At 47.4% G+C, this 18,559-nt stretch carries 15 protein-coding genes and 1 other RNA gene; 14 read left to right on the forward strand and 2 right to left on the reverse strand.

The features are described 5' to 3' along the window. Nucleotides 1–24: 24 nt before the first annotated feature. From AB4Z29_RS17840 to AB4Z29_RS17875, 8 genes are all read left to right on the forward strand, one after another. Nucleotides 25–1,209 carry a phosphoglycerate kinase gene (locus AB4Z29_RS17840; protein WP_441944372.1) on the forward strand — a complete coding sequence of 395 codons (1,185 nt, stop codon included), beginning with the start codon at nucleotides 25–27 and terminating at the stop codon, nucleotides 1,207–1,209. 40 nt (nucleotides 1,210–1,249) lie between these two features. Further along, the gene (tpiA, locus tag AB4Z29_RS17845; protein WP_441944373.1) at nucleotides 1,250–2,008 is read left to right on the forward strand and encodes a triose-phosphate isomerase; all 759 of its coding nucleotides are present in this window, start codon (nucleotides 1,250–1,252) and stop codon (nucleotides 2,006–2,008) included. A 1-nt stretch (nucleotide 2,009) separates the two neighbouring features. Further along, nucleotides 2,010–3,551, forward strand: coding sequence for a 2,3-bisphosphoglycerate-independent phosphoglycerate mutase (gene gpmI, locus AB4Z29_RS17850; RefSeq protein WP_441944374.1), 1,542 nt, complete (start codon nucleotides 2,010–2,012; stop codon nucleotides 3,549–3,551). Nucleotides 3,552–3,575: 24 nt separating this feature from the next. Further along, nucleotides 3,576–4,868 (forward strand): phosphopyruvate hydratase, encoded by a 1,293-nt coding sequence (eno, locus tag AB4Z29_RS17855; RefSeq protein WP_308996222.1) that lies wholly within the window; start codon nucleotides 3,576–3,578, stop codon nucleotides 4,866–4,868. A gap of 132 nt (nucleotides 4,869–5,000) precedes the next feature. After that, nucleotides 5,001–5,768 (forward strand): sugar phosphate isomerase/epimerase family protein, encoded by a 768-nt coding sequence (locus AB4Z29_RS17860; RefSeq protein ID WP_441944375.1) that lies wholly within the window; start codon nucleotides 5,001–5,003, stop codon nucleotides 5,766–5,768. 99 nt (nucleotides 5,769–5,867) lie between these two features. Beyond that, nucleotides 5,868–6,104, forward strand: a complete 237-nt coding sequence (gene secG, locus AB4Z29_RS17865; RefSeq protein ID WP_183570711.1) for a preprotein translocase subunit SecG — start codon at nucleotides 5,868–5,870, stop codon at nucleotides 6,102–6,104. A 169-nt stretch (nucleotides 6,105–6,273) separates the two neighbouring features. Next, nucleotides 6,274–9,231 (forward strand): ribonuclease R, encoded by a 2,958-nt coding sequence (gene rnr, locus AB4Z29_RS17870; protein WP_441944376.1) that lies wholly within the window; start codon nucleotides 6,274–6,276, stop codon nucleotides 9,229–9,231. A gap of 258 nt (nucleotides 9,232–9,489) precedes the next feature. Then, nucleotides 9,490–9,690: a cold-shock protein gene (locus tag AB4Z29_RS17875; protein WP_028609190.1), complete on the forward strand. Its 201-nt coding sequence runs from the start codon at nucleotides 9,490–9,492 to the stop codon at nucleotides 9,688–9,690. A 101-nt stretch (nucleotides 9,691–9,791) separates the two neighbouring features. On the opposite strand, the gene AB4Z29_RS17880 is transcribed toward AB4Z29_RS17875, so the two are convergent. Next, complete coding sequence (locus tag AB4Z29_RS17880; RefSeq protein ID WP_441944377.1) at nucleotides 9,792–10,520, reverse strand: copper homeostasis protein CutC; 729 nt, start codon at nucleotides 10,518–10,520, stop codon at nucleotides 9,792–9,794. A 139-nt stretch (nucleotides 10,521–10,659) separates the two neighbouring features. On the opposite strand from AB4Z29_RS17880, the gene smpB reads away from it, so the two are divergent. Together smpB and ssrA are read left to right on the forward strand one after the other, a co-directional pair. Continuing rightward, entirely contained in the window at nucleotides 10,660–11,139 is a 480-nt protein-coding gene (gene smpB / locus AB4Z29_RS17885) for an SsrA-binding protein SmpB (protein ID WP_441944378.1), read from the forward strand. A gap of 276 nt (nucleotides 11,140–11,415) precedes the next feature. Continuing rightward, nucleotides 11,416–11,780, forward strand: a transfer-messenger RNA (tmRNA) gene (ssrA, locus tag AB4Z29_RS17890). Between the two features lie 821 nt (nucleotides 11,781–12,601). Here the strand turns inward: ssrA and AB4Z29_RS17895 are convergent. Beyond that, on the reverse strand, nucleotides 12,602–12,775 hold the full coding sequence (locus AB4Z29_RS17895) for a hypothetical protein (protein WP_441944379.1): 174 nt from the start codon (nucleotides 12,773–12,775) through the stop codon (nucleotides 12,602–12,604). A gap of 299 nt (nucleotides 12,776–13,074) precedes the next feature. On the opposite strand from AB4Z29_RS17895, the gene AB4Z29_RS17900 reads away from it, so the two are divergent. The 4 genes from AB4Z29_RS17900 to AB4Z29_RS17915 all read left to right on the forward strand — a co-directional run bounded on the left by AB4Z29_RS17900 (nucleotide 13,075) and on the right by AB4Z29_RS17915 (nucleotide 18,518). Then, on the forward strand, nucleotides 13,075–14,718 hold the full coding sequence (locus tag AB4Z29_RS17900; RefSeq protein ID WP_441944380.1) for a response regulator transcription factor: 1,644 nt from the start codon (nucleotides 13,075–13,077) through the stop codon (nucleotides 14,716–14,718). After that, a complete protein-coding gene (locus AB4Z29_RS17905; protein WP_441944381.1) occupies nucleotides 14,711–16,492 on the forward strand; it encodes a sensor histidine kinase in 1,782 nt (593 codons plus the stop codon). The genes AB4Z29_RS17900 and AB4Z29_RS17905 overlap by 8 nt, the downstream gene beginning before the upstream one ends. A 166-nt stretch (nucleotides 16,493–16,658) precedes the next feature. Further along, the gene (locus tag AB4Z29_RS17910) at nucleotides 16,659–17,600 is read left to right on the forward strand and encodes an ABC transporter permease (RefSeq protein ID WP_441944382.1); all 942 of its coding nucleotides are present in this window, start codon (nucleotides 16,659–16,661) and stop codon (nucleotides 17,598–17,600) included. A 24-nt stretch (nucleotides 17,601–17,624) separates the two neighbouring features. Continuing rightward, on the forward strand, nucleotides 17,625–18,518 hold the full coding sequence (locus AB4Z29_RS17915; RefSeq protein ID WP_441944383.1) for a carbohydrate ABC transporter permease: 894 nt from the start codon (nucleotides 17,625–17,627) through the stop codon (nucleotides 18,516–18,518). The last annotated feature ends 41 nt before the right edge of the window (nucleotides 18,519–18,559 follow it).

Genomic DNA, 18,559 nt, shown 5'->3' on the forward strand with positions numbered 1-18,559 from the left:
ACAATTATTCGGGAGGTTTCATAAATGAATAAGAAAAGTGTACGTGATGTAGCTGAGCTTGCTGGTAAACGGGTATTTGTCCGCGTAGATTTCAACGTGCCGCTAGAGGATGGCAAAATTACCGATGACAAGCGTATCCGTGAAACGCTTCCTACAATTAACTTCCTAATTGAAAAAGGCGCCAAAGTTATTCTAGCAAGCCATCTTGGACGTCCGAACGGCCAAGTGGTAGAAGAGCTTCGCCACACGGCATCCGCAGCGCGCTTGTCCGAGCTTCTTGGCAAGCAAGTAACGAAAGCAGACGAAGCGATTGGCGAAGCGGTTGAAGCGCAGGTTGCTGCCCTTAACAACGGCGATGTTTTGCTTCTTGAGAATGTACGTTTCTACGAGGGTGAAGAGAAAAATGATCCAGAACTAGCGAAAGCTTTCGCTAAGCTTGCTGACTTGTTCGTAAACGACGCTTTCGGCGCTGCTCACCGCGCGCACGCATCGACAGAAGGCATTGCTCATATCCTTCCGGCTGTATCCGGCCTTCTAATGGAGAGAGAGCTTGAAGTACTAGGCAAAGCTTTGAACAACCCTGAGCGTCCTTTCACAGCAATCGTAGGCGGCTCCAAAGTAAAAGACAAAATCGCGGTTATCGACAAAATGCTTGAAATTGCCGACAACGTAATCATCGGCGGTGGCTTGTCTTATACATTCTTCAAAGCGCAAGGCCATGAAATCGGCAAATCACTTGTTGATAACAGCAAGCTTGATCTTGCTCTGGAGTTCATGGAGAAAGCTAAAAAGCTAGGCAAAAACTTCTTGATCCCAGTTGATATCGTCGTTACTGATGATTTCAGCGCTACGGCTAACACGCAAATCGTTGACGTAGACAGCATCCCAGCTGATTGGGAAGGCATTGACATCGGACCTAAAACACGTGAGCTTTATGCTGATGTAATCAAAAACTCCAAACTAGTCGTTTGGAACGGACCGATGGGCGTATTTGAAATCGAGCCATTCTCGCATGGTACGCTTGCAGTTGCTAACGCTTGTGCAGAAACCTCAGGCTACACGGTTATCGGCGGCGGCGATTCGGCAGCAGCAGCTGAGAAATTCCACCTGGCTGACAAAATGGACTTCATCTCGACAGGCGGCGGCGCTTCCCTTGAGTTCATGGAAGGCAAAGTGCTTCCAGGCGTTGTAGCTCTTAACGATAAATAATAGCTTTCACCAAAATAAAATGTTATGAGGAGGATTACGCATGAGCAACAGAAAACCGATCATTGCAGGCAACTGGAAAATGTTCAAAACAGTATCCGAGGCTGTATCCTTTTTCTCCGAGATTAAAGGCAAAGCTGAGGTTGACGGTGTTGAGAGCGTGATATGCGCGCCTTACACGACACTCCCTGCCCTTGTTGAAGCTGCGAAAGGCACTTCGATCGCAATCGGAGCGCAAAACGTTCACTTCGAAGATAATGGCGCGTTTACAGGTGAAATCAGCGGCGTGATGTTGAAGGATCTTGGCGTGAAATACGTTATTATCGGCCACTCCGAGCGTCGTGCATACTTCGCTGAGTCCGATGAGATTGTGAACAAGAAGGTACATGCTTCTTTCAAAAACGGCTTGCTGCCAATCGTCTGTGTAGGCGAAAAGCTGGAAGAACGCGAAGCAGGACAAACGAAGGATGTTTGCAAAGTGCAAACGGAAGCAGCTTTCCAAGGCGTATCTGCAGCACAAGCGGCAGAAGTCGTTATTGCATATGAGCCAATCTGGGCAATCGGTACTGGTAAATCTTCAACTTCCGAGGATGCACAGGACGTTATCGGTTACATCCGCGGCGTTGTTGCTGGCCTATATGACCAAGCAACTGCGGATGCCGTTCGCATCCAATACGGCGGCAGCGTGAAGCCTAACAACGTAGCTGAGTATATGGGTCAAACGGATATCGATGGCGCACTTGTCGGCGGTGCCAGCCTAGAGCCAGCTTCCTATATCGCTTTGGTCGAGGGGGCCAAGTAATATGGCTGCTCCCAAACCTGTAGCGCTTATTATTCTTGACGGTTTCGGATTGCGTGACGATGTTGTCGGCAATGCTGTAGCGCAAGCAAACAAACCAAACTATGATCGTTATTGGTCAACATATCCGCACACGACTTTGACGGCATCGGGCGAAGCAGTTGGTCTGCCGGAAGGCCAAATGGGCAACTCTGAGGTTGGCCATTTGAATATCGGCGCAGGCCGTATTGTGTATCAGGACTTGACCCGCATCAGCAAATCGATCCGGGACGGTGAGTTCTACGAGAACGAAACGATCCTTGGAGCGGTTCGCCATGTGAAAACGAACAGCAAGAAGCTTCACCTGTACGGTCTGCTCTCAGACGGCGGCGTACATAGCCATATTGAGCATTTGTTCGCTTTGCTTGATCTTGCGAAAAAGGAAGGGCTGGAGGATGTATACATCCATGCTTTCCTGGATGGACGCGATGTATCGCCAGATAGCGCTAAAGGCTACTTGGAGCGCTTGCAGGCTAAGATCGAAGAGGTTGGCGTAGGACGCATTGCTACGGTGCAAGGCCGTTATTATGCCATGGATCGCGACAAGCGTTGGGAGCGTACCGAAAAGTCATACCGTGCTATGGTATATGGCGAAGGTCCTCAGTATTACGATCCGATTCAAGCGGTAGTTGAATCCTACGAGAAATCGGTTTATGATGAATTCGTTATGCCAACGGTTATTGTGGATGGTGAAAACAAGCCAGTTGGTCTAGTGGAATCCGAGGATGCGGTCATTTTCTTCAATTTCCGTCCTGACCGTGCGATTCAATTGTCGCAAGTGTTCACGAACGAGGATTTCCGAGGCTTTGACCGTGGCGCGAACCATCCGGTTAACCTGTATTTCGTCTGCTTGACGCTATTCAGTGAAACCGTTGGCGGATTCGTTGCGTATTCACCAAAGAACCTTGATAATACGCTTGGCGAAGTACTCGTACAGAATAACAAGACACAACTGCGCACAGCTGAAACGGAAAAATACCCGCATGTTACGTTTTTCTTCAGCGGCGGTCGCGACCATGAGCTTCCAGGCGAAACTCGCGTGCTTATCAATTCCCCGAAGGTCGCAACGTACGATCTTCAACCGGAAATGAGCGCGTATGAGCTTGCCGAATCTACGGTGCGCGAGATCGAATCAGACAAGCATGACGCCATTATCCTGAACTTCGCGAACCCTGATATGGTAGGCCACTCCGGCATGCTGGAGCCTACGATTAAGGCAGTTGAAGCGACGGATGAATGTCTGGGCAAAGTAGTCGAAGCCGTTCTTGCCAAAGGCGGCGTTTGCATCATTACGGCTGACCACGGTAATGCTGATATGGTATTTGACGAGAATGGCCGTCCGTTTACGGCACATACGACAAATCCTGTACCGCTTATCGTAACGAAGGCGGGCGAGACGCTTCGCGACGGCGGCATTCTTGCCGACATCGCGCCAACGCTTCTTGAGCTTCTGGAGCTGTCCAAGCCGAAAGAAATGACTGGCGTTTCCTTGATTAACCCTAAATAAAACCATTAAAGGAGTGTTTCTCACATGTCAATTATCGTTGATGTATACGCACGCGAAGTATTGGATTCCCGCGGAAATCCAACAGTAGAAGTGGAAGTTTCCCTAGAGTCAGGCGGCAAAGGCCGCGCAATCGTTCCATCCGGTGCTTCCACAGGCGCTTACGAGGCTGTTGAGCTTCGTGACGGCGACAAATCCCGTTACCTTGGTAAAGGTGTTCTGAAAGCTGTTGAGAATGTAAACACAGAAATCGCTCCTGAAATCATCGGGCTTGACGCTCTTGATCAAGTAGCTATCGACCGCAAAATGATCGAGCTTGACGGTACGCCTAACAAAGCTAAACTGGGCGCTAACGCGATTCTAGCAGTATCGATGGCAGTAGCTCGCGCAGCTGCTGATGCTCTTGATGTACCTCTTTACACATACCTTGGCGGATTCAACGCTAAAGTGCTTCCAGTTCCAATGATGAACATCATCAACGGCGGCGAGCACGCTGACAACAACATCGACGTTCAAGAATTCATGGTTCTTCCTGTTGGTGCTGAAAGCTTCAAAGAAGCGCTTCGTATCGGCGCTGAAATCTTCCACAACCTGAAAGCTGTATTGCATGACAAAGGCCTTAACACAGCTGTTGGCGACGAAGGCGGCTTCGCTCCTAACCTAGGTTCGAACGAAGAAGCCATTACAACAATTATTTCCGCTATCGAGCGCGCAGGCTACAAGCCAGGCGTTGACGTATTCCTCGGTATGGACGTTGCTTCAACTGAATTTTTCAAAGACGGCAAATACGTGCTTGCAGGCGAAGGCAAATCGTTCACACCTGCTGAGTTCGTTGACCTTCTTGCTTCATGGGCTGACAAATACCCAATTATCACAATCGAAGACGGCTGCTCCGAAGACGATTGGGATGGTTGGAAATTGCTTACTGAGAAGCTTGGCGGTAAAGTGCAACTGGTTGGCGACGATCTATTCGTTACGAACACTGAGCGTCTTGCTGACGGTATCGACAAAGGCGTGGGCAACTCGATTCTGGTTAAAGTTAACCAAATCGGTTCGCTTACTGAAACTTTCGATGCAATCGAAATGGCAAAACGCGCTGGTTACACAGCAGTTATCTCTCACCGTTCAGGCGAGAGCGAAGACAGCACAATCGCTGACATCGCTGTAGCGACAAACGCTGGCCAAATCAAAACAGGCGCTCCGTCCCGTACGGACCGCGTTGCAAAATACAACCAATTGCTTCGCATTGAAGACCAATTGGGTTCAACTGCTCAATACGCAGGCAAATCCGCATTCTACAACTTGAAAAACTTCAAATAAGACGCGAATTGCGGCTTTTGGAGAAGGGCATGTCCATCCGGGCATGTCCTTCTTTTTTTTTGCGCCATAGATCATTCCTTAACTCGGACATAATAAGCTGGTATAGCATTATTCGATTAGGCGGTGTGACTTGTGGCAAAACCGGGTATAGGCATCCAAATGTATTCTGTGAGGGATCAAACCGAAATTGATTTTCTGGGCACACTCGAAAAAATAGCGGAGATCGGCTACACGGCAGTTGAGTTTGCAGGGTATTTCAAAACACCGGCCCCTGAGCTCAAGAGCAAGCTGGCTGAGCTTGGACTAAAGGCTCCTTCCGTGCATGTCCCATTAAACTTTAGCGATTCGAAAAATATGGAATCCGATTTGGCAGGCCAAATTGAATATGCCAAAGAGCTTGGCGTAACGTATATCATAACGCCTTGGGCACCGCTGCCGGAGCAGCCGACTAAAGATAACGTGAAGTACTTGATTGATGTATTCACAAAATGCGGCCAGCAGGTTAGAGCAGCGGGGATGAAGTATGGGTACCAAAATCACGAATTTGATTTCAAGTTAGTGGAGAAAAAGCCTGTGATCGATCAGATTTTATCCCAAATTCCGTCTGAGCTAATGGTGATGGAATTCGATTTGGGCTGGCTGCATATTGCAGGCTACAAGCCTGCTGATTATTTGAAAAGCTATAAGGGCCGCGTTCCTTTGGTGCATTTGAAGGATTTCTCCAAAGGCTTGAAGGATGCTGAAATCGGAAAAGGCGAGGTTGGTTACGCCGAACTGTTAACCGAGCTTGAGCCAGCAGGCGTTGAGTTCATGATCGTGGAGCAGGAGCAGTTCGAATCAAGTTCACTAGAGAGCGCCGCAAATAACTATCAGTTCCTAAAATCCCATGGCTTTGCATAAAAGGCCGTGTTTTGGGCTTGTCCTATTGTAATTTTGGCCCAGCTATGGTACACTCGATTTACGTGTTTTTACGGAGCTCCTATGCTGGAGGTGGAATGAATGGATATCTTATTGAAGATCGTGCTCGTTATATTCTCTGTCGGCCTGATTGCTGTAGTATTGCTGCAAAAAGGAAAGAGCGCAGGCTTGTCCGGAGCAATTACGGGCGGAGCTGAGCACTTGTTCGGCAAACAGAAGGCGCGCGGTTTGGATTTGTTCTTGCAGCGTTTGACAGTAGTTCTGGCGGCTGGCTTCTTTATATTAGCGCTTGTTGTATCTTACTTCGTAAAACAATAATGGACACACACGCAGAAAGCGAGGATAATTCCTCGCTTTTTTTGTATTTTCAGTATAATCACGGATGCTGGGTCCCCATTTCGTGTATACTACATGATATATGATATTCTATCAGCCTGCCGCAACGAAGAGAGAGTTGGCCGCAGGTTTATGAGGAGAAAAACAACTAATGACCATTCACGAGCAGGAACTGCTTGATTTTATGAAAGAAACGGCTTATAAGCCGATGACGTACCAAGAGCTCGAGAAGCATTTTGGTATCGAGGGCGCAGCGGAGTTTAAGGAGTTCCTTAAACTGCTGAACCTACTTGAGGACGCTGGCAAAATCATTCGTACACCGAATGATCACTACGGAGTGCCGGAGCGAATGAACTTATTGAGAGGCAAGCTGCAATCGCATGCGAAGGGCTTTGGCTTCTTGATTCCGGATCAGAAGGATCACGGCGATGTATACCTGCATGCGAATGATCTGAAGAGCGCGATGAACGGCGATATTATTCTTGTGCGAGTCACAACAAGAAGCGAGCATGGCGGCAGGATGGAGGGTGAGGTCGTTCGCATCGTGGAACGGGCGGTCACTCAGATCGTAGGCACATTCGAGGACCATGATGTGTATGCGTTTGTGGTACCGGATGACAAACGGATTAACCGCGATATATTTATTCCCAAGGGCGGCTATCAAGGTGCAGTTTCCGGACAAAAGGTTGTCGTGAACATCGTATCCTATCCGGAAGGGCGTTCTGCGGCCGAAGGAGAAATTGTCGAAATTTTAGGTCATAAGAACGATCCGGGTGTCGACATTTTGTCGATTATTCGTAAACACCAGCTGCCGGAGGGCTTCCCAGATGAAGTGATGGCTGAAGCGGAAGCTGCGCCGGATTCGATTACCGACGAAGAAATTGTTCAGCAGGGTAGACGGGATCTTCGCGATGAGGTCATCGTTACGATTGATGGCGAGGATGCCAAGGATCTTGATGATGCGGTACATGTGAAGCGTCTGGAGAATGGAAACTATTTGCTAGGCGTTCATATCGCGGATGTAGGTTACTACGTGAGAGAAAATTCCGAGCTGGACCAGGAAGCTTACCGCAGAGGCTGCAGCGTATATTTGGTTGACCGCGTAATTCCAATGCTGCCGCATCGTTTGTCGAATGGTATCTGCTCACTTAATCCGAAGGTGGATCGCCTTACGTTATCATGTGAGATGGAATTCGATGCTGCGACATTGAAGCGCGTACGCCATGACGTATTTACGAGCGTGATCCGTACGAAAGAGCGCATGACCTATACGAATGTGAAAAAAATTCTGACGGCTACGGAAGAAGAACCGCAGACGGAGCTTAAGGAACGATATGCCGATCTGCTCGACATGTTCGGACTTATGGAGGATCTCGCGATGCGCCTGCGCTCGCAGCGGATGAAACGTGGCGCCATCGATTTCGATTTCCAAGAATCGAAGGTAATCGTGGATGAGAACGGCAAAGCTGTCGATATTATCAAGCGTGAGCGTTCCGTGGCTGAGCAAATCATCGAGGAGTTCATGTTGATCGCGAATGAGACGGTTGCGGAGCATTTCCACTGGCTGCGCGTTCCATTCCTCTACCGGATCCATGAGGACCCGACGCAAGAGAAGTTGCTCAATTTCGTGCAATTCGCTTCAAACTTCGGCTATACCGTAAAGGGCAAAGGAAATTCGATTCATCCGAAAGCATTGCAGACGCTGCTCGAGGACATTCGCGGAACGAAGGAAGCAACCGTTATTTCGACAGTGATGCTTCGCTCGATGAAGCAGGCTAAATATGATGCGCAGAGCCTAGGACATTTTGGTCTTGCGGCTGAGTTTTATTCGCACTTCACGTCTCCGATTCGCCGTTATCCCGACTTGGTGATCCACCGGATCATTCGCGAGGTGCTGAATGGCGGGGGCCATTTGACGGAGGCGCGCCATGAGACGCTTACGGCACGGATGCCGGAAGTTGCCCAGCATTCGTCAGAACGCGAACGGGTAGCGGTTGATGCAGAACGCGATACGGAGCAGTTGAAGAAATGCGAATTCATGCTCGATAAAGTGGGCGAGGAGTTCGAAGGAATCATTAGCAGCGTAACGAGCTTCGGCATGTTTATTGAGCTGGAAAATTCAGTGGAAGGCTTGATTCGCCTGAGCGATATGTCAGATGACTACTATAACTTCCATGAGCAGCATATGATATTGGTTGGTGAGCGTACGTCCAAAATTTATCGGATTGGCGATGAAGTGAAAATTCGGGTTACTCGCGTCAGTATGACGGAACACACGATTGACTTCGAGCTGATGGACATGAAACCGCGCAGCGGAAAAGGCATTCCAAGCAGCTTCGGCGGCGGTAAAAAACGCGGAGGCTTCGGTGATCGTGCGGGTAGTATTGATCGTGGCGGACGAGGCGGAAAAGGTCGTGGAGGCAGCGCTTCTGGATCAAGTGCAGAAGGACGAAGCCGAGGTGGATCGGGAGATCGCAGCCGCGGGGGCAATGGTCCGGCAGCGGCAGGGGAAGGCAAACGCAGCGGTGCGGATAACCGTGGTGGAGCAAGCGCGGGTGGTCGCGGCGGCAAAGGCCGTGGCGGTAAAGGCGGCCGCGGCGGATTCAACAGCGGCGTGGACCGCAGCGTGGTTGGCATTGTCGAGCAAGCCAACCCGTGGCGAATCGATGCGCCTGATAACGGGCGCGGCGGCAAGCGGCGCGGCCGAGGAGGCAGCGGCGAAGCCGGTGCCGGCGGGAACGACGGCGGGTTGGCGGCGTCGGACCGCGGGCCGGGGCAAGAGGCAGGCGGAGCGCCGGGCCAAGGCCGGGAGCAGTTGCGCGGAAGCGGAAGCGGCTCGCGCACGGATATGTGGGGCCTGCCCATCCGCGGCGGCGGCGGGCAAGGCGGCAGTGGCCGTGGCGGAGCCGGGAAGCGGCGGAGCGAAGGCGGCGGTGATGCGGCGAGGCGGAAGAATGCAGCGCCGAGCGGTGCGTTTAGCGGCGAGCGCGGGGCGGATGCGCCAAGCCCGGATGGTAGCGGCGCAGCTCCAGGCAAGAGCAAGCGGAAGAAGAAAAGCGGAGGCGGGGGCAACGCCACTGCAGCGTTTGTCCGCAAGAATCGCAAGTAAATAACAGGCGGGTGGCTTCCGTTCTATGTCATAAATGGAAGCCACCGCGTTCTGGACAATATGGGAAAATATATTTAAGCTCGTCACTTGCTTTTTAATTCTGGGTATAGTAAACTCAAATCAATCGATAATATGAACCTGAATTCACATATTGAAAAGGGTGTCATTATAGTCATGAAACCCTTTCCAATGTGTGAATTTTTTGTTTAAAGACAAACCAGGCGCATATTAATATTATTTTTTTGGAGGTTTTTACACATGCAACAAGGTACAGTTAAATGGTTTAACGCAGAAAAAGGTTTCGGCTTTATCGAAGTTGAAGGCGGCAACGATGTATTCGTACATTTCTCCGCAATCACTGGCGAAGGCTTCAAAACTCTTGAAGAAGGACAACGCGTAGAATTTAACGTTGTTCAAGGCAACCGTGGACCACAAGCAGAAAACGTTGTAAAGCTGTAGTAGCTTACGAACGTTAATAAAACCGCCTTTGACCTTAGGGTTGAGGGCGGTTTTTTTTGTGCGTAATCCAGCATGTGCGTATGAAGTTTGCAGATTATATTTTAACGAAATTGGTCAAGAATTTGACGAGCGCTTCGCACAAGTGAGCCATCTATTGGAGTTGTAGTTCCGGCATGTCTAACACCAGTCCCGAGGTGAACGGCTTGCGCTTTGGTGGCTGAGAGAAAGCTGGGCAATGCTGCAACGGTTAGTCCGCTACCTGGCAGGATAGTTATATCATGCCCATTCGTTTGTTCAATCAACCTAACGATTTGTTCGGTTGCGTCGATTACACTAGGTTTACCACCGGAAGTGAGTATCCATTTAATTTGAGGGTATTGAAATAGCATGGATAAAGCCTCTTGCTGATCGGCGACTTCATCGAATGCACGGTGGAAGGTGACCGGAATATCCCCTGCAGCGTCTAAAAGGCGCTCTAATGACTGAATATCTATTGTACCATCTGTATGCAGCGTTCCTAGAACGTAAGCATGGATACCTTTGCTCTGTAGACTTCGCATATAAGTAATCATTTCTTGTAGATCTGTCTCGTCATATACGAAGGACTGGCTATGTGGCCTCACCATTGCATGTATGGGAATAATTCTAGGAAAAGCTGAGCTGTTGGATTGCTCCAGTCGTTTGAGTGCTTCAACCACCTCGACGACAACGTCAATATTGGGGCTCAGTCCACCTTGCTCGAAGTCTGAGATTAGTTCTATGCGGTCAGCACCGTGGAGTGCGGCTGTAACCGCTTCATCGGCTGTTGTAGCTATGATTTCAAGCAGCATGGGTGTACCTCCTTCATGTATAGCACAGTGAGAGATCAGCTCTCTGCAGGCGCCTTGATTTTCGTGCCTAAAATTGTTACAATGAACACCAGATTACGTACAACAACTATTGTAGCTGAATGAAGCTGAGGTGACTAGCATGGGTAAGAAAAGTGACGGCAAGCAGCTCGCCCAGAACAAGAAGGCTTCCCATGACTATTTTATTGAGGAAACGTTCGAAGCCGGGATGGTGCTCTTGGGAACGGAAATTAAATCGCTACGTAATGGCAGAGCGAACATCAGTGATGCATTTGCAACCATTCGTAACGGTGAAATTTACATTCACAATATGCATATTAGCCCGTTTGAGCAAGGCAATATGCATAACCCTACCGATCCAACACGTGCACGCAAGCTATTGATGCACAAAGCTCAAATTCATAAGCTCTTAGGTTTATCGAAGCAAGAGGGCTATGCCATTGTACCTTTAAAGATCTATGTCCGCAATGGATATGCGAAGCTGTTGATTGGACTGGGTAAAGGCAAGAAGCAATACGATAAGCGGGATACGGCTGCGAAGCGTGATGCTCAGCGTGATATCCAGCGTGCTCTTCGCGAAAAACAAAAGGTTGCCCGTTAAGCTTATATTTCTTTCCATGGAAGCAAACGTCTAGCGCTGCCAATAACAATTGCGCGCAATTAAGGTGCGTTCGTGGTATACTAAAGCAGAAGCAAAGGCAACACTAAGCAAAGTTAGGCCATTAAGTGCATTCGTGCTATACAATCGGAACAGTGAGTCAGAGTTCTAATCTGATGAATCTGATCCTTAATCCTAAAGCTTCAATTTGAGCTAAACGTTAGTGCAAGCAAGACATGAAATTCATGCTTGAATGCAGCTAATTGTTTATGCAAAATTGGGGGCGTTTATGGATTCGACGGGGATTGGACGAGCGCGGGTTGCGGGTAGCAGGGAGTCGTCTGCTTCATCAACGCTAAAGCCTATTAAACGGCAAACAACAAACAAACTACGCTTTCGCAGCCTAAGAAACTGTGTGCGTGCTTCTACCCAGCATCGTCCATGTGACTGGATTAGGGGCTAACAAGTAGTGGAATACGCTGTCTCATCTCCGCCTGCGGTGAGCTGAAGAAGACAATCAGGCTGACCCAACGTATAGCCGGTTACGGGGCGATACTCGGGTGACATCAAAACTGTGACTACACCCGTAGAAGCCTGTGTGGCGTGATCTTCGGACAGGGGTTCAAATCCCCTCGCCTCCACCAAACCATGAAAAACCCGACCTCGTGAGGTCGGGTTTTTGCATTTGTAATACTTGATAAGACGAATCTTTATGTTGAGCTAACTGTCAGGTTAGTACGAATATATGAACAGTATCCACGCGGAGATTTGCCCGAAGAATGATCTGAATAATTAAAAAACAAGATGAGAGGCAGCCGGATAAATAACCGCTTGCCGTTCATCTTGTTACGTAAAATATCGAACAAACTCATTTATGGGTTTACGATAACCACGAGGTCGAAAACTATTAGGTGCTGATTTACCCAATGCGATCATCATAACGAGAACGAGATTCTCATCAATGTTAAATAGTTCTTTCAATTCATCTTCTTCAAGACAATGCAATGGGCAGGTGTCCCGGTCCTTATCCTTTGCTATTAATATAAACGTATAGCGGAAACACTTTCATTTCGAATGGCATCTTCTCGTTGAAAGGATGCACCGCGTCCTTCATAATATTGAAGGGTTCGATCCACTGTCATATTGTATTTTTGTTCGCTGTTGCTTAGTAGATTCGAGTTCCAAATAATTTCGTAATTCATCATCTTTTCTGGATGCTAACGCAAGCATAATACCATGTATAGTCAAACTAGATGAACCAGCAGGAACGATTTTTTTAGTAAGTGTTTCGTAATAGACTGCTGCATTGGATTACCGATTTCGACTTTCAGCTCCTCCCAATATTCACGAATAGTAGCTATTGTAGTTTGTATATCATAAAAATTCTGATATTCCGCGTCAGACACTATGGTTTGGAAATCTTCATTTGTTATAGCATGTTCCGTTGAAAGTAGGTGAATCTCGTTCAGCGTTCAATTGCTCTCTCATGATATTCTGCAAGCTTTGCTCCCTTTGCTCTTCCAGCACCTTTTCGTTCTACTGTAACAATGAGACTGAGTACAATATATCTGCGTAGTTTACGTTTAGTATTCGGTACTCCCTTATCTTTTGCTTGAGTATTAATTTCTAGTTTGTTCACCGGTAAGACCTCCTTATGAGTTTTATCATAGATGAACTGATCTAGTTAAACCACAGCATGAGGGTGGGCAAATGTAAAAATGAATATACCTCATATTTCGCTATGGTGCTCATTGTCAGAAGAAAATAAAGTCGAGCTTTGTATGCTCATGCCAGCCACTACACATACGCACTGCAATCCATTGAGAACTACCCTATACATCTATACATACACAAACTTCATGACGGAACCGGCGGAAGCTGCACATTTTCGCTAAAATCGAGTATAATCGGTTCGTGATTGGAAGGGAGTTGGGCATTATGAAAAAATTGCTTATCGTTGAAGACGAGAAGGATATTCGCAATGGTTTGCTCAGTCATAAAATTTGGAATGAATTAGGTTTTGAACGGCTATATGAAGCAGATGACGGGTATACGGCTATTGAGATTATTAAAGAGATTCCCGATATTAGTCTCGTTATTACGGATATTCGAATGAAAAACCTATCCGGCCTCGAATTTATTCAGAAGCTGTACGAGGAGTTTTCATTTGACGGTAAAGTTATCATTATAAGCGGCTACGATGATTTTCAGTATGCGCGCAAGGCGATGAGCTTCGGGGTTGTCGATTTCTTGCTGAAGCCGGTCAACATGGCGGAGTTGAAGGAAGTCGTTATCAAAGCGCTGCTACTCCTGCAGCAAGAGGAGAAACGCCAGAGCAGTCTAAGCATGATAGAAGGCGCCATACCGAAGCTCCGGGAAAGAATGCTACAGGAAATGGTTGATCGTTCGGCGAGCATAAGCGCGGTTCCGCCCAATAAACAATTGCTGGACCAATATGATATCGGCTGGATCGGCACAGACAAGTTGGTTATGCTACTGCTAGAAGCTAATAATCTGAAGTCGTATGCCAATCCGGGGCTCTCTTCCAAGGAACAGAACAGAATCATGTTTGCGATTGGCAACGTGCTGGAGCATTCGCTGATGGAACATACCGCACATGCCGGGAACTATGTACTGTTCCGTATGGTGCCGGGGGACAAATGGATTGGTATTTTTGGTATTCAGCCAAATGCGCTTTCTGCATTTGACTACTGGATTCGGGAATTCAAATCGACAATGGCCGCCCGGATTAAAAAGTACGTTAAAGTAAGCGCAACAATCGTGATTGCGTCCGAAGGCAACGTGAACTCGCTACCGGAGCTGTACAAGGAAGCGCTCGACAAGCTGACTCAGGCCAGAATATACGGAGACGTTGAATCGGAAGGCGAGCTTGAGCTTGAACCGGCAAATTTGTTCAGAGATGTTGATCTTCTGCTTGAGCCTAAAGCGTTAGCGGATTTGCTCAAGCATGGAGAAGAACATGATGTGCGGGAGGCCGTGTTGCAGTTTCCCGTTATGATTCGCGAGTGGGGCGTCGGCATAATGCGGGATTTACATCATCAGGTATTTGAATGGCTGTTGGAGGTATTCGACGAAGCTAGACGGATGGGCTGGAAGAACGAGGAGTGGAAAAAGAAACCGCTCCTCTTATGGGAGAAGATTGAAGCATTCGATACGATTCAAGCTCTTCAACAGTTGGTCCTGGACAGCTTGTTGCAGGTGAATGCCGAGCTACAGGGGAGCTCGCGTAATCAAATTATGCAAAAGGCGGAGCATTATATACGGGAACATTATTCAGAGCCGATCACGGTGCAGACGATAGCGGATCACGTCTATGTTTCCCCGGAGTGGCTCAGCACCTTGTTCAAAAAAAACGTTGGCATGACGTTCCTGGATTATGTCACTCATCTAAGAATGGAAAAAGCAAAGTTGCTGCTACAGGACGTTTCCATGAAAATATATCAAATCAGCAGCGAGGTCGGCTACCGAGACACCGTGTATTTCTCGAAGCTGTTCAAAAAGAATTTCGGTTGCACGCCGAGGGAATATCGCAACATGAAGGGGATAGACGGTGATGATTAAGCGTCTTATCAGCTATCCGATGTCAATGAGGTATCGGTTTATGTTCGTTTTTTTTATTCTGATCGTCGTCCCGTTCGTGCTCGTTGGATATATCGCCTTATCCAATTCAGAGAAGACGATTTATGCCAGCAATCTTGATTCCGTCGTGCAAACGGGCAAAAACTTGGATCAGTTTTTTTATTATGTCATGAACGAGCAGGATAAAATTATGGCGTCGGATGATATGCAGGCGCTGTTTAATCCTATGCTTAATGATTCGCAAGACGAGATCGGCTTCGCCAACAAGTTGATTTCATTTACCGAGACCCTCAATTATTCCAATCGATTGTTTAAGATTCGATTGTTTCCACTTGATCCTTCGGAGCATCCGACCTATATGAAATCAACGTATCGGTCTATCGATATGAAGGAGGTTCCATGGTTTGCCGATATTTCGACGAATGGCCGTTCGTTCTGGAAATTATTTGAAACCACGGATCATCCCAGCTTGTTCGTTCAGGCTACGCTCGGCAGCGTCAAGAGACTCCACAGCTTAACAACCTTCGAGCCGCTTGGCATCGTCATTATGGAGATCAGGCCGTCAATTCTGGCGGAATTTATTGATCCGGTGAAGCAATTCGATAATCAGAGGCTGATGTTAATCAATAAAAATAATCAAATCATCTATAGCACGGATAATCAGTACGGAAGCATCGATAAAGGTTTGTGGCAAGTGCTCGATCGTCCACTTGTTTCAAAAACATTGGATTACGAAGGAATAGAATCGCTTGTAAACGTGTCTGCCATACTGAGAGATGAGCTTAGGCTGGTTAGCATCGTTCCGCTCAAAGATTTAAACAATCCAGTTGCCGTACTTAATAAGCTGACTGTGGCGTTTCTCGTTTTTTATTTTTTGTTATCTTTGTTTCTAGCGGGGTATATTACGATCAAATATACGAATCCGATATCCTTGCTCGTTCGGCAGATGAAAATATTGGCCAGAAATAATTTCAAGGAAGACGCGATAAACAATTCAAAGCTGGTCGAAAGAAGCGATGAGGTGGGATGGCTTTATCGCAGCATGAACAATATGATCCGGGAAATTAATAAGCTGCTCAAGGAAACAAAGGAATCAGAAAAAAGAAAAAAACAGCTTGAATTCCAAGTGCTTGCTTACCAGATCAATCCTCACTTTCTGTATAATACGCTAGATACGATACGTTGGAAGGCTGAAGCCCACCATATCGACGAAATTAGCGAAATCGTCAGTTCCCTGGGATCTTTGTTCCGCCTTAGCTTGAACGGCGGAAAGGAAGTGACGACCGTGCGAAGAGAGCTGGAGCTGCTGGGTTCGTATATTCAAATCGAGAAGGTTAGGCAGTCGAGTCTGGTTCGCATCATGTACAGGATAGAAGAAGAAATTCAGCATCTGCCGTTTATGCGTCTTGTCCTTCAGCCGCTGGTGGAAAACGCGATTCGGCACGGTATTGCGGATAAGGGCGACGCGGGAATGATTCTTATTCAAGGCAGCCTCGAGAAGGGCAGCATTTGCTTCCGGATTACCGACAACGGACCTGGAATTCCGGATGATATCAGGTTAACCTTGCTTGATCCCGAAAGGGAAACGAGAACCGACTTTGAAGGAGGACTGGGGCTGATTAATGTGCATGAGCGTTTAAGGCATTACTTCGGAGAGTCCTACGGATTGGAGATTGAAAGTGAGAAAAACAGAGGAACGACAATTATTCTACTACATCCCTTATTGCCGCTGAATACGACAGATCTAGATATTTAACGCTCGGATACAAGCGTAAGCAGAACGTCCTCCATTTAATGGAGGGCGTTTTTTTTTATAAATGAAGAAAATCCGATACATTGGTTTTGTATCAGTAAAGCTTAGACTTGTCTCATAGGCAGCTCGGAGAACTCATAGTATTCTTTTTACAGGAGGGGAACGCGCAATGAAGGAGCTGGAAGCAGTAAGGAATCGAAGGAATAATCGAACCTGGAACTTATTTAAATCTCAAATTACACTGCAAATGATGATTTTACCATGCATACTGTTTCTCATTATATTCGCTTATATTCCGCTCGCGGGCAATATAATCGCTTTTCAGGACTTCAAGATCACGTCCGGATTTACAGGAAGCGAATTTGTCGGATTTGAAAATTTCGCGGAGATGTTTTCGGACCCGAATTTTTATATGGCGATGCGAAACACGGTCATTTTGAGCCTGCTTTATTTACTGGTCGTTTTTCCGGTGCCGTTGTTGTTTGCGTTGTTAATTCATGAAATTCCATTTATGCGATTTAAAAAGATCGTGCAAACGACAAGCTACTTGCCTCATTTTATTTCCTTTGCAATGGTTGCGTCCATGTGGATCATTTTGCTCGACAACAACGGAATGGTTAATCAATCGCTGCTGTTGCTGGATATGATCCGGCATCCGATCGAGTTCTGGACGGAGCCTGGGCTGTTCCGGCCGCTCTCGACGCTCGTTAGTATTTGGAAGGAGACGGGTTGGAGCGCTATTATATTCTTGGCAGCCATCGCCGGCATTAATCCGGATCTCTATGAGGCGGCTACGATGGACGGGGCTGGCCGAATCAAAAAGATGATCCATATAACGCTACCCAATCTCGTTCCGTTATTCGCCATTTTGTTCATTCTGAAGATCGGCACCTTGTTCAGCGGAAATCTCGATCATTCTATCTTGCTCGGCAATTCGTTTAACAAAGAAACGTCGTACGTGATCGAATATTATTCCCTACAAATGGGGCTCGAACTAACAAGGTACTCATATGCTACGGCCATCAGTTCGTTCCAAGCCGTCATGTCTTTGGTGCTTGTATTGTTCGCCAACTGGTTCTCCGGCAAAGTATCCGGCAACCGATTGTTTTAATTTGACTGCATGGGAGTGACTGCAATGCGTACATCCATTAAGCTAACGCTGGAAGATAAGGTTGTGAACGTTACCGTCATAATCATTGGCATTATTGCGTTTCTTGCGACCTTTTATCCGCTTTATTACTTGCTCATCTATTCCTTAAATGACCCGGTCGATGCGGCCAGCGGTCAGCTATACCTGTTCCCGAGACAATTTACATGGTCCAACTACAGCGTTATTTTTCAAGACGAGCAGTTGCTCCATTCTTTTCTCGTCACGGTAGCCCGTACTCTGCTCGGCACACTAACCGGTGTACTATTTACGGCAATAGGCGCCTATGCGCTATCAAAGGAACGGCTGCTGTTCAGAAAGGTGTATTCTTTGGTCGGTCTGGTTACGATGTACGTAAGCGGCGGCTTAATTCCAACCTATCTTCTGCTGCAAAAGCTGCATCTTCTTAATTCCTTTTGGGTTTACATCATTCCGGCAATGTTCAATATATTCAATGCGCTACTATTTATGGCCTTTTTCCGGCAGATGCCGAATGAGCTGGAGGAATCGGCCAAAGTGGACGGCGGCGGCGATTTTTACATTTTCATGCGAATCATTCTCCCGCTCTCCAAGCCGGTGCTGGCTACCGTTTCCTTGTTTGTCGCGGTTAATCATTGGAACGATTGGTTTAGTTCCGCCTACTTTGTTTCCAATCAGGAGCTATGGACGCTGCCGACGATTATCGTGCGCATGTTGTCCGACACGGCTATTATCGACAATATGCAGAACTTGCCACCCAATATGCGGTTGGATCCGTTATCGACATTGCTGGCTATCAAATACGCAACATTAATCGTTACTATATTGCCGATCACGCTCGTCTATCCTTTCATACAAAAGTATTTTGTGCAGGGCATGATGGTTGGAGCTATCAAAGCTTAGTAGCGGTATCGAAGGCTTGTCTTCTGCAAGCCTATGATATA

This window comes from Paenibacillus sp. 2TAB23 (genome assembly GCF_052115165.1).
Lineage (GTDB): Bacteria > Bacillota > Bacilli > Paenibacillales > Paenibacillaceae > Pristimantibacillus.